Below are 12,358 nucleotides of genomic sequence, written 5' to 3'. Positions count from 1 at the left end.
GAACATGGTTTTTCCTTGGTATTTTCACTGAACACATCAGTTTATAGAAAGAAGTATGCCAACATTAACTTGAATATTTTATGAATAGAAATCAGGTGTTTAGTATTTAAGTGTAAATACATACTTAAGGGTTAGCACCAAAGAGGTGAAGTATTTTTAAAATATGCACCAGTGTGGTGTGTTTTTAACAAAAAGCCCTGCAACTATTGGGTCACTTAAACGAGCAAGGCTTTTTAAAAAATGTAGTTACTTAAAAAAAAATTAGCGGCCTACTTTTCCTTTTACTAAAGGCTCGAACGACATTACTTTAAACTTACCGTGGCTTTGATTTTTGCCATTATTAAGTACAGGCGAATTATGTAAATCGTCAACGGTAAAGTATATTTTATGATCGGCTCCGTAACTAAAACCATCAGGCCAGCTCAAACGTTCGTCTTTAAATAATACTTCGTAGTCGCCAGTGGGTTTAACTACGCCAATTGCGCCATTGGTTATGTCGGTTACATATACGTTACCGCCGCCATCAACAATAATACCATCTGAAATTGGCTTAGTGCCGTAACGCGTAACTTTGTCTTCAAGTGCTTTACCCGAAAGGCTCTCGTTATTTATATCGCTGGTGGCAATGCGGTAAACCGACGTGCCCGACATTGAGCCAAAGTAAAGCCAGTCTTCGTTAGGGTCAAGCGTAATAGGGTTAACACCTAAACGGGCAGGTTGGCCGCCAAGGCTCATTGTGCGCCCATCAATAACCATATCGATATTTTCGGCTGTGGTGTAATGGCTATTTTGTAATACTCTGCGTGTTACACCTGTTTTAAGGTTTACCGTAATAATAGCGGCTTGGCTGCCTTGTGCTGTGTCGGCAATGTATACAACGCCATGCTTATTATCGATGACTAAATCGTTCAAAAACGAGGTGTCGGTAATGGTCGGTTTAGCCAGGTAAATAATTTTGTGCAGTTGCTCTTTATTTGTATCCCAACCTACTAAGCGCCCAGCGTGATCGGGTCCTGAAGTGTCGAGCATCCATAAAACGCCATCGCTTGATACATTTATGCCAAGTACGTCGTAAAAACCTTTACCGTTATTGTACGCGTATGCCCATTCTTCATTAGGGTAGGGCTTAGTTGTACCATCGCTTAAAAGCTCCATAATTTTTTGCTTTTGGCCAAAAAAGCCATGCACAGATAAAAACTTTCTGCCCGATGGGGTAATAGCAATGTTGCCCGGTGGGTGCTGCGCATCAAAAGTCGCTACTGTTTTTAAATCAGCATTTTGGCCAGCGGTGTTAGCAGTTACGGCGCTGCTACCTAAAAGTGCCGTGCTACACGCCGCTGCTAATAGTAATTTTTTAATATGAGTCATTTTTAAAACCTTTTAAAACACGTTTATTGTTTAAAAATTAAGAGCCTAATCGGCTAAGTCGTTTACTACTAAATCGAGCAGCTGCATCAACTGTTTCGCTTGTGTTGCATCTACACTATCAAATTTACATAAAATATTTTTAGGAATATCGGCTGCTTTTAACTTAAGTGATTGGCTATGCTTGGTTAGCTGAACTAGGCGTTTGCGTTTGTCGTGCTCATCTTTAATAACAGCCAGTAATGATTTGTCGCTCATTTTTTTGAGTATTTGGGTCATAGCACCGCCATCTATCGCGGTTTTATCTATTAGCTCTGCAATTGTTATTTCGTCTTGCTCCCACAGCGCCATCATTACTACGTATTGCGGGTAAGTTAAATTTAGCTCGTTTAAAGGCTCGCGATACGCACGCGCAATGCTGTTAGATGCCATGTATAACCGATGACATAACTGATTTTTTAACTTTAATTGCTCAAACGGCATAACGTTATCCTTTATTTCGATACATGGTATTTTAATTTGCATGCAAAGTATTTGCAATCTCTAATTACTTGTTCTATTATTTTGCACACAAACTAAATTAATTACTAAACTTTGGAGTTCATTATGAATGTATTACAAAACGTAGCTTACACAGCAAAAGCAACTGCAACTGGCGGCCGCGAAGGCGTAGCTAAATCTGATGATGGTCGTTTAGATGTAAAACTATCAACACCTAAAGGTTTAGGCGGAGACGACGGACAAGGCACTAACCCAGAGCAATTATTTGCCGCAGGTTATGCAGCATGTTTTATTGGTGCACTAAAATTTGTAGCAGGTAGCGAAAAAATAGATTTACCAAGCGACACACATATTGACTCACAAGTATCTATTGGCGCGATTGAAGGCGGTTTTGGTATTGCAGTAAAACTTGCTGTGTCACTAGGTGATATGGATAAAGCTGCAGCGCAGGAGCTTGTAGATAAAGCGCACCAAGTATGTCCATATTCAAACGCAACACGTGGCAATATTGAAGTAGAGCTTTCAGTTATTTAATTAATTGCTAAGTTAACTAATACTGTAATAGCTCAGTGGTTTTGCCACTGGGCTTTTTTGTGCGTGGAGTTTAATAAATGAGTCGTTAAATAAATATACAAAAAATCATATATTCACTATTCCATATATTCTGTTTTTGTTTTATTGTATGTGCAATAAAACTGCGAGGACAATATGGAACAATTCAACCCACTTCAATTTTATAAATGCCTAGCGGACGATACGCGTTTAAAAGCAATGCTGCTCATTAGCCATCAAGAAGAGCTATGTGTATGCGAACTGGTTGCTGCACTTGAGCTAAGCCAACCTAAAGTGTCTCGCCATTTAGCGCAGTTAAGACAATGCGGATTGTTGAGCGACCGTAAACAAAATCAATGGGTTTATTACAGTATTAATAAAGCCCTACCAGAGTGGGCTAAAAATGTATTAACGCAAACGCTTACTGCTAACCCTTCATTTTATGAAAACGATTTAACGCGCTTAAATGTTATGGGTAATCGCCCTGAACGTATTACTAGCTGCTGTAACTAACTTATTAAAGGTATTTAATTATGACTATTAAAGTAGGTATTAACGGTTTTGGCCGTATGGGACGTTTAACTCTGCGTGCAGCAGTTGATTGGCCAGAAATAGAGTTTATTAAAGTAAATGATGTAGCGGGCGATGCTAAAACCCACGCACATTTAATTGAGTTTGACTCAGTACACGGGCGCTTAGCACAACAGGTTTCTAGTGATGATAATAGCTTTAGTGTGGGTAAACACACTATTGCAGTTACCAACAACAAAACCATAAACGAAACTGATTGGTCTGATTGCGATGTAGTAATAGAAGCCAGCGGTAAAATGAAAACCACAGAGCTGTTAAATCAATATTTAGCACAAGGCGTTAAGCGTGTTGTGGTAACCGCACCTGTAAAAGAAGACGGTATTTTAAATGTAGTAATGGGTGTAAACGATGAGCTTTATAACCCAAGTGAGCATAAAATTGTTACAGCCGCCTCGTGTACTACTAACTGTTTAGCGCCAATAGTAAAAGTACTGCAAGAAAAAGTGGGTATTAAACACGGCTCAATGACTACTATTCACGACATTACTAATACTCAAACGATTATTGATGCCCCTCATAAAGATTTACGCCGTGCGCGTTCGTGCGGTACAAGTTTAATTCCTACTACAACCGGTAGTGCAACTGCTATTACGCATATTTTTCCTGAGCTAAAAGGTAAATTAAACGGCCACGCCGTGCGCGTACCTCTTACTAACGCATCAATTACTGATTGTGTTTTTGAACTCGAGCGAGGTGTTACACAAGACGAAGTAAACACGTGGTTTAAAGACGCTGCAAATAACGAGCTACAAGGTATTTTAGGCTACGAAGAAAAGCCGCTTGTATCTATAGATTACAAAACAGATCCGCGCAGCTGCACTATTGATGCGCTTTCAACCATGGTCATTAACAACACTCAACTTAAACTATACGCTTGGTACGATAACGAGTGGGGTTATGCAAACCGTACTGCTGAGCTAATGCTTAAAGTTGCACAAAGTGATTTGGTTTAATCTCGTTTAAAAAGGTTTAACGCTATGTTTGCGCAGTTGGCTAATTTACCGAGCTCTATAAAACAATATTTAATAATTACTAGTAACTATTGGGCATTTACTTTAACTGATGGTGCGCTACGCATGTTGGTGGTGCTGTATTTTCATCAGTTAGGTTATGGTGCATTTGCAATAGCCATGTTGTTTTTGTTTTATGAAATATTTGGGGTGATCACCAATTTAGTAGGTGGTTGGCTTGGCGCGCATTTAGGGTTGAACAAAACCATGAATGTAGGGCTTGGGCTACAACTTGTCGCTTTAGCCATGCTTTGCGTGCCAGGGGATTGGCTAACCGTTGCCTATGTTATGGCAGCGCAAGCACTGAGTGGCATAGCAAAAGACTTAAATAAAATGAGTGCAAAGAGCGCCATTAAGTATTTAGTACCGCAAGACGATGCAGGGCAAAGCCAATTATATAAATGGATTGCCATACTTACCGGCTCTAAAAATGCTTTAAAAGGGGTGGGCTTTTTTTTAGGCGGCTTATTACTAACTGTATTTGGTTTTGTGGGGGCATTAATAAGCCTAATTATTTTACTTAGTGTTGCGTGGGTTATTAGTTTAATTTTTTTAAAAGGCGATATTGGTAAAGCTAAAAACAAACCTAAGTTTAAAGAATTATTTTCTAAATCGCGGGCAATTAACTTACTTAGCGCAGCGCGTTTATGCTTGTTTGCAGCGCGCGATGTATGGTTTGTAGTTGCACTACCTGTTTACTTAGCCGCTCAGTTTAACTGGGATCACTGGTGGGTCAGCGGCTTTATGGCTTCGTGGGTAATTGCTTATGGATTGGTGCAATCACAAGCACCGCGAATAACTGGGCAAGGTGATTCAACTTCACATTCGGTCAAAAAAGCATACTGGTGGGTTGCTTTGTTAAGTGGTGTAACTGGCATTTTGGCGTTGTTGATGCAATTGGATATAGCGGTACATTTTACGCTTGTAATTGGCTTACTTATTTTTGGTGGTGTATTTGCTGTAAATTCATCGCTGCATAGTTACTTAATAGTAAGTTTTGCTAAAAATGATGGGGTGTCACTCGACGTTGGCTTTTATTATATGGCCAATGCGATAGGGCGTTTGCTTGGTACAGTGCTTTCTGGTTGGGTTTTTCAAGTATATGGGCTTAGTGCGTGTTTATGGGTAAGTGTGTGTTTATTAGTTTTAGCCGCAATTACAACAGCACGGTTAGCTAAACTTTAAAAAACCCAACGTATTGTATTAAATTCAATTTGTTTAACGATATTCATAGCTTCGTTGGTTAGATCTACTAAACTGTATCAGTAGTTTTAATTTAAAGGGTGTAATGAATGCGAGAAATATCGTTAGCAAAAAAGTTACTCTGGCTTAGTGTCGGTAGTATATTTATAACTGTACTAGTGTTATCAGGCATTTTGTGGTGGCAGTTATCATCAAGTAATAAGCAGTTAGCGACTAAATCTGAAGAGTACATTACTGTAGAAGTAGAAGAAAAGCTTAATGCTCATGCAGCTGGATACGGAGAAAAAATTGCAGGCTTTATTAATGAAGCTTACCGCATTCCTTATTCATTGGCTGCTTTATTAGGTGACGCAGCAAAAAGCGAAACCCTTAGCCGCGATACGGTGGTAAGTATTAACCGCTCGATGTTAGAGCAAAATACTCTGCTTTCTTCTATATATTCGCAATTTGAGCCTAATGCTTTTGATGGGCAAGATTCGAGCTTTAAACAAGGTTACAAACATTCGGTTAATGGTAATGGCACCTTAGAGGTGTATATAACTCGCGACCAAAACGGCGTAATTGAACAGCAAAAAGTAGCCAATGCTGCCGATAAATATATTACCTCTTTAAATGAATTTGGTATTCGTGAAGCGCATTGGTATTTGTGTGCAAAAGACACGCTTAAGCCTTGTATTATGGAACCGTATTTATACGAAATCCCATCGGGCGACTCAGTAATGCTAACTTCGTTAACTGTGCCTATTTTAAAGTCAGGTCAGTTTATAGGTTTAGCCGGCGTTGATTTAACTCTACCTACCTTCCAAGTAATGACTGAACAGCTTTCTAAGCAGCTTTACAATGGCCAAGCTAAAGTAACTATATTAAGTGATTTAGGTTTAGTAGTAGGCAGCAGTCATTATAAATCTAAATTAGGACGCCCAATTAAAGAGGCTGTGAGTGCTAATATATTTAATGATATTGAAAAGTCTAAAGGGCAAAGCGGTATTTTTAAAACAAACAGTGAATATTTAGTAAATTACCCAATTAATATAAAACTAGCTAACACTCAGTGGTCATTAATCATAGAAGTACCTACAGATCTAGCACTTGCAGGGCCTGAAGCGCTAGAAAAAAACATGCAAGAGACAGCAACATCACTCAGATTTATTATTTTAATAACAGGCTTAGTAATTGCTGTGGTTGCTTTTGTTATTATGAAATTAGTAATAGCAGGTGTAATAGCGCCGCTACAACAAATTCAACAACGGGTTGATAACCTCGCAAGTTCTGAAGGTGATTTAACACATACATTGCATGTTGATAGCCACGCAGAGCTTATTGCATTAGCTGGTGGGTTTAATAGATTTTTAGCAAAGCTACGTGATTTAATTTCTGAGCTTAAAACGGTGTCAGATCAAACCAAGCAGCAAGGCGAAATAGCACAACACATAGCTATTGATACTAAGCATAATGTGCAATCTCAATTTCAAGAAATTGAAAGTGTGGTAACGGCTATGAACGAAATGAGCGCAACAGCACTCGAAGTAGCCAGAGCATCAGAGCAATCAGCCCAACAAGCCGATGAAATAAATAGCTTGGTAGTAAGCAGTGAGTCGAGCCTGTCATCTGCGATGACGCAAGTTAAAACGATGTCTGAAGAAATTAAAGAAGCTAACCAAGCCGTTGAAAAAGTTGCTTCGCGTAGTAAAGACATTACGCAAATATTAGATGTAATTCGTACTATTTCAGAACAAACAAATTTACTTGCACTTAACGCTGCAATTGAAGCTGCGCGCGCTGGTGAACATGGGCGCGGCTTTGCCGTTGTTGCCGATGAAGTACGTGCACTCGCTTCTAAAACGCGTTCATCAACAGATGACATAAGCCAGCTAATTGATAGTTTATTATCTGAAGTAGGTAACGCATCCACCGTTATTGAAAAAGGCGTAGTACGTGCACAAAATGCCGTTGATGAAACATCAGTAGCTTTTGATGCTCTGCACAGTGTTGTTGTTAAAGTTGATGAAATAACCAATCAAATTACACATATTGCCACCGCTGCTGAAGAGCAAAGTTTAGTAACTGAAGAAATAAACCGTAATTTAACGCTTATATCTGATGCCGCATCGCAACTTGCTGACTTATCTACACAAGCAGGGGATAGCAGCGAAGCGCTTAATGCACTTGTTGCCCAGCAAGATAATGAACTAAATAAGCTTAAAACGTAACTTACAAATTAAGCTTTAAGCACAAAAAAATGGCCAGTTAATACTGGCCATTTTTATTTAGTAGAATAAATGTAACTTGTTGAGAATGCTCGATAACTGCTATTTATAACTTTTTAATCAACATAAACATTTGGTTGATCATTGGCTCAGCAAATTGCTCTACATTAGGACGATTAAAATAACCGCGTAAACCTGTAAATTGCACTTGAAAAAAGCGCGCATATTCAACAGCGGTCAACGTGTTACTTAACTCACCTTTGTTTATTGCTTGGTTAAATAATTGCGTTAAATAAGCTTCAAATTGAGCTGTTAAATCTAAGCTTAGCTCATACAGGTTTGAATCTTTTTCTGCAAACTCGCTGTTTGCTTTAACTAGCATACAAATAGCGCTTGGACTGCAATCTTTTGTTTTAATTACCACATTTTCAACAAACGCACGTAATCCACCAAGTACTGTATCGGCACTTGATAAAAACCCTTCTATTTGGGTTTTCATTTGTACGGTGTAATCTTTCAGCGATTCGCAATATAGACCTTCTTTAGAGCCAAACGCAGAGTAAATACTACCCGGGCGCATATTAACTGCCTCTTGTAAGTCACGCGTTGAGGTTGCATGAAAACCTTTTTGCCAAAATAGCTGACTAGCAACGCGAACTACATTCTCGCGTTCAAATTTAACCTTATTAGCCATATCATTCTCAATCAATTTGAACATTTGCTCAATTTTAACTTGAACAGTCGCTCAAAATCAAATACTATGTGTCTCGAAGTTACTTAAAACTATTAATTATTAGGAGCTAACCATGGCCGAATTTACTTTATACACTCAAGAAAACGCACCAGAAGAAGCAAAACCGTTACTAGCTGATTCAGTAGCAGCATTTGGTATGCTTCCTAACTTACATGCAGTAATGGCTGAAGCACCAACATTACTTAAAGGTTACCAAGTACTGCATGAGTTGTTTCAAAAAACATCATTCAACGCAGAAGAGCTAACAGTAGTATGGCAATCAATTAACGTAGAGCACGACTGTCATTACTGTGTTCCTGCTCACAGTGGCATTGCAGCGGCAATGAAGGTTGATCAAGGTATTGTTGACGCACTTGTTAACAAAACACCACTTGAAAACCCTAAGCTAGAAACTCTTCGTGAAACTACACTCGCAATGACACGTGAACGTGGCGTGATCAGCGATGAGCAAATCGAAAAATTCTTTGCCGCAGGTTACGCTAAGCAACAGCTACTTGAAATTATTGTAGGCTTGTCTCAAAAAGTAATGAGCAACTACACTAATCACCTTGCTGATACACCAGTAGACGCGCCATTTAAAAAATACGTAAAATAAATACGGTTTTATAAATGACAAAAGGCAGCCTAGGCTGCCTTTTGCGCTTTTAAATCACAGCTATTTAAATTTAACCGTTTTTGTACTGCGTGTATAAATACGTTGTTCGGGTTTTGTCCACTCACCTTTTTTTAAATAAGAGGTCGAAACAATAAATTTATCGTCTTTTAGTTCACTCATCGATTTAACCTTTGTAATACCATCTTGGCTACCAGTTACATCTTCATAGGCTACAAATTGAGTGGGGCTGAGCACTTTCATAGTGCCTTTTGTATAAAATCCTGCGGTTGTGAAATAGTAAAATACCAAAGACTCTTTTTTACTGTCGTAAAAAATCATCGACTCGCCGCCATACTCACCTTCATTAATAGAGTGCTTGGTATGTATCGCTTTACCGTTTAAAGCACGCTCCCAACGGCCAACATCTTGTATTTTTTTAGCACCTTCAGGTACTTTAAAGTCAGCCTGCCAAGTTCCTAAGTAGGGCTTAAATACGGCAAGTTCTTTATCAAGGTTGGTGGGTGTATCGGATGCATAGCTATTAAATGTTGATAAGCATAAGACTAAGAATATCGCTTTAAAATATGTCATAATTTGGCTCTTGTTTTTGTAATACCAATGCCAAGTATAGGCGATAATTAATTGATAAAGAAAATATTAATCACATTCTCATTACTTTATTTAGCCGCCATTTGGCTGGCTTACCTACTGCAATACTTACCTGTTTATATACCAATATATGTACCTGGTTATATAAGTGTATTAAGTGCTATCACTTTTTTAATGTACGCGTGGGATAAGCGACAAGCTAAGCGCTCTTCACATAAAAAAGTAAATCGTACGCCAGAGCGCACACTGCAACTACTTGCATTATTTGGAGGATGGCCGGGGGCATTACTTGCTCAACAATTACTTCGCCATAAATCGCAAAAGCGGCGTTTTATAGTGATGTTGTGGTTATGTATTTTAATAAATGTAGGGGCTGTGGGGAGTTTATTATATTATTTGGTGTAGTTTAAAATTATGCCTTTAATACATGTGAAATGTTTAAAGGCATAATTAAAGTTTAGATATTGGACTAGTTAGCCGCTTCAGTTGCTGCTACTTCATCTAAATTTACTGTTAAAATTGTCTTTTTATCGACTACAACCCACTTGCGGTAAGTTAAGTAACCTGGCTTGCTTACTTCAACGTCGTACTTACCTTCTTTAAGTTCAATGGCATCTTGGTACACAGGCGCAATGTTCATAATGCGTACGCGTGCATCACTAGGGTTAGTGATTACAGTTAATGAAATAGGTGCTACAGCTTCGACAATTTCTTCTTGTACTTGAACTGCTTCTTCTTTTGCAAGTTGCTGCGTTTCATCTACAGACGATGTAGTTGAACAACCACTTAGTATTAGTAATGCCGCTAGTGCGCTTATCTTTTTCATAGGTACTCCATAAACTCATTTAAATAGTGATAATTACGAAAAATCTTGGAGGAGTTTATGCAAAAGATCGCTCAACCCGTCGTCCTTGACCTTCGTTTGTTAAAACAAAACGTTTGTTAGTTTAATATATTTTTAGTTATTTGGTGATGCTCTCGCAATAAATAGTTTTTTAAAGCATTACATTATCAAGAGACTGAGTAATAGCTTCGCTTCTTTCAACTAGTTGCTCTGCTGTACGGTACATCTTTCTTTTCATTAACGTATTTGCCATAGTGATATAACGTCTAGATAATTCTTGTTTTAAAGAAACGAGTAATGAAAAGTCTTTAGGTAATGTTGCAGACTCGGTATTGATTAATTCTTCAAAATCTAATAAATCTCTGTACTCTTCAATCGTCTCTAGTTTTTGTGTGTATCTATCAAATCTAGGACCGTAAAATACGACGGCATCTTCAGTAGGAAAATCAGCTGGTTCACCTAGGTTTACTTTCTTTTTGTAAAGCGTTAAAGCATCTATCGCCGACTCTCTTTTTAGAAGGTCTGCAAAGCCAAGTTCATTTTTTTGATTATTGGTGAAAATAGCTTTACCAACATTAAGTAAAGATTTTTGCGTGATAACATCATCTTCTTCAATCGCTTTATCTAAGGCAAGTTTATAGTTATCAAAATGCACTTCAGACGGGCGATAAACGTAGGTGCTATCGACTACACTTAAATCATTGATTAATTGTGGAATACTATTATTGTCCAGTTCACTATAGCGAGATTGCTCAAGTAACAAATCAATACGAGAAGTAATATCTGAAATTATTGATTGACGCTCTCTTAAAATGCTTTCGAGTTGTACCGATAGCTTTTCTGAATCTGGGTAATACTCCAAGGCTTTACTATAAACATTAATTGTTTCATCAAAGTCTTTAAACTTGTTAGCGCTTGTATTGATTTGATTCGCTCTGTAATCAAAGCTTTGTAGAATATTAGCTTGATTAGATCTTAATAATCCCTGTTTTAATACCTCGTATTGAGGTGGGATTTCTGCAAGCTTGTTTAGAATCTCCGGCCCATCCCAAGACATCCATGTTTCTACTTGTTGGTTAATTGCTTTTGCATTATCTAATTTTGCTTCAAGCTGCTTTATATTATTTGTATTTGATAGATAGTACTGACCAGCCAAAAGGGCTAACACAACAGTACTGGCTGCAAGTGCTATTGCCGGTTTAAAGTTACTTTGAAGCTTATCTAAAACAGGCTTTAACGAATCAGTTCTTTTTGCTGCATCTAAAGAAATTGCTTTATTAAGTGTGCCCCATAACCATAAAGGGCAGTTACTAGGACGTTTTGCCGATGTATCTTTAGGGAGTGTGTCTGCTGCAACACGATTATATGGATGTTTGCTACTTAATAACTCTAGGGCAATACACGCATAAGAAAAAACGTCATCTTTAACGGATGCTGCAGCACCTTTTAATTGTTCAGGACTTGCATAGGTTGGCGTATAACCTCCTACAGTGCCTAGGCTTGATTCACTATTAACTGCATAGGCATCTTCAATGGTTTTGTGTTTAGCAATACCAAAGTCAAGTACCTTGAGACTACCATTTGAATCAAAGATTATATTCGATGGCTTTAAATCGTTATGAATGACGCCACGAGAATGGGCATAAATTAAAGCATCGGCAAGTTGATTAAGAATCACACTCGCTTTTTTGAAAACCATTCCAGAGGGTTTGTTGCGTTTAATTATTTGCTCTAGCGTTTCGCCTTCTACTAATTCCATGGTTACGTAATGTAAACCGTTATCAGAACCTGCAGAATATACTTTTACAATATTTGGATGGGAGAGCTGTTGTGTTTTAGTTGTTTCATCCTTAAGAAGTGAAATAGCTTCTTCAGAATGAGAAAACTCTTCTAATAATACTTTAATCGCTACGAAAACTTCAGGACGACTCGCACTTTCTAAAAATAAATCTCTGGCTCGGTAAATGTAACACATGCCACCTTGGCCAATAAGTTCTTCAACTAAGTAGCGATCCGATACTTTTTTACCAATAAGGTTTAATTTATTTATTGCTTTTGACGTGCGAAGATTTGAGTCAAGCGAAGCTATCTGCGTTTTATCATTAGAACTGTTGACACCGCTCATTA

At 38.2% G+C, this 12,358-nt stretch carries 13 protein-coding genes; 7 read left to right on the top strand and 6 right to left on the bottom strand.

What is annotated here, in order from left to right:
* Window positions 1-261: 261 nt before the first annotated feature.
* Window positions 262-1,368: an L-dopachrome tautomerase-related protein gene (locus QMA08_RS09690; protein ID WP_004334499.1), complete on the bottom strand. Its 1,107-nt coding sequence runs from the start codon at window positions 1,366-1,368 to the stop codon at window positions 262-264.
* Between the two features lie 45 nt (window positions 1,369-1,413).
* Window positions 1,414-1,848: a MarR family transcriptional regulator gene (locus tag QMA08_RS09685; RefSeq protein WP_290174371.1), complete on the bottom strand. Its 435-nt coding sequence runs from the start codon at window positions 1,846-1,848 to the stop codon at window positions 1,414-1,416.
* 123 nt (window positions 1,849-1,971) lie between these two features.
* Here QMA08_RS09685 and QMA08_RS09680 point away from each other — a divergent pair, with 123 nt between their 5' ends.
* From QMA08_RS09680 to QMA08_RS09660, 5 genes are all read left to right on the top strand, one after another.
* Window positions 1,972-2,400: an organic hydroperoxide resistance protein gene (locus QMA08_RS09680; RefSeq protein ID WP_149593264.1), complete on the top strand. Its 429-nt coding sequence runs from the start codon at window positions 1,972-1,974 to the stop codon at window positions 2,398-2,400.
* 174 nt (window positions 2,401-2,574) lie between these two features.
* Window positions 2,575-2,931, top strand: coding sequence for a metalloregulator ArsR/SmtB family transcription factor (locus QMA08_RS09675; RefSeq protein ID WP_004334508.1), 357 nt, complete (start codon window positions 2,575-2,577; stop codon window positions 2,929-2,931).
* 20 nt (window positions 2,932-2,951) lie between these two features.
* Entirely contained in the window at window positions 2,952-3,962 is a 1,011-nt protein-coding gene (locus tag QMA08_RS09670; RefSeq protein ID WP_272451804.1) for an ArsJ-associated glyceraldehyde-3-phosphate dehydrogenase, read from the top strand.
* Window positions 3,963-3,986: 24 nt separating this feature from the next.
* Complete coding sequence (arsJ, locus tag QMA08_RS09665; protein WP_182738711.1) at window positions 3,987-5,204, top strand: organoarsenical effux MFS transporter ArsJ; 1,218 nt, start codon at window positions 3,987-3,989, stop codon at window positions 5,202-5,204.
* Window positions 5,205-5,311: 107 nt separating this feature from the next.
* Window positions 5,312-7,432 (top strand): methyl-accepting chemotaxis protein, encoded by a 2,121-nt coding sequence (locus tag QMA08_RS09660; RefSeq protein ID WP_290174367.1) that lies wholly within the window; start codon window positions 5,312-5,314, stop codon window positions 7,430-7,432.
* 103 nt (window positions 7,433-7,535) lie between these two features.
* On the opposite strand, the gene QMA08_RS09655 is transcribed toward QMA08_RS09660, so the two are convergent.
* Window positions 7,536-8,123 (bottom strand): TetR/AcrR family transcriptional regulator, encoded by a 588-nt coding sequence (locus tag QMA08_RS09655; protein WP_004334521.1) that lies wholly within the window; start codon window positions 8,121-8,123, stop codon window positions 7,536-7,538.
* 112 nt (window positions 8,124-8,235) lie between these two features.
* Here QMA08_RS09655 and QMA08_RS09650 point away from each other — a divergent pair, with 112 nt between their 5' ends.
* Window positions 8,236-8,778, top strand: a complete 543-nt coding sequence (locus QMA08_RS09650) for a carboxymuconolactone decarboxylase family protein (RefSeq protein WP_004334524.1) — start codon at window positions 8,236-8,238, stop codon at window positions 8,776-8,778.
* A 60-nt stretch (window positions 8,779-8,838) separates the two neighbouring features.
* Here QMA08_RS09650 and QMA08_RS09645 read toward each other — a convergent pair whose 3' ends face one another.
* Complete coding sequence (locus QMA08_RS09645) at window positions 8,839-9,369, bottom strand: hypothetical protein (protein WP_182671921.1); 531 nt, start codon at window positions 9,367-9,369, stop codon at window positions 8,839-8,841.
* A 51-nt stretch (window positions 9,370-9,420) separates the two neighbouring features.
* Between QMA08_RS09645 and QMA08_RS09640 the strand changes: the two genes are divergently transcribed.
* Complete coding sequence (locus QMA08_RS09640) at window positions 9,421-9,792, top strand: DUF1294 domain-containing protein (RefSeq protein WP_290174364.1); 372 nt, start codon at window positions 9,421-9,423, stop codon at window positions 9,790-9,792.
* Between the two features lie 64 nt (window positions 9,793-9,856).
* On the opposite strand, the gene QMA08_RS09635 is transcribed toward QMA08_RS09640, so the two are convergent.
* Both QMA08_RS09635 and QMA08_RS09630 read right to left on the bottom strand, forming a co-directional pair.
* The gene (locus QMA08_RS09635; protein ID WP_024595403.1) at window positions 9,857-10,213 is read right to left on the bottom strand and encodes a PEGA domain-containing protein; all 357 of its coding nucleotides are present in this window, start codon (window positions 10,211-10,213) and stop codon (window positions 9,857-9,859) included.
* 169 nt (window positions 10,214-10,382) lie between these two features.
* Window positions 10,383-12,356 carry a serine/threonine-protein kinase gene (locus QMA08_RS09630; RefSeq protein ID WP_290174362.1) on the bottom strand — a complete coding sequence of 658 codons (1,974 nt, stop codon included), beginning with the start codon at window positions 12,354-12,356 and terminating at the stop codon, window positions 10,383-10,385.
* Window positions 12,357-12,358: the final 2 nt, after the last annotated feature.

Source organism: Pseudoalteromonas sp. APC 3355 (assembly GCF_030407615.1).
GTDB lineage: Bacteria > Pseudomonadota > Gammaproteobacteria > Enterobacterales > Alteromonadaceae > Pseudoalteromonas > Pseudoalteromonas distincta.
The sequence above is the reverse complement of the archived record's forward strand: the minus strand, read 5'-3'. Positions and strand labels throughout refer to the sequence as shown.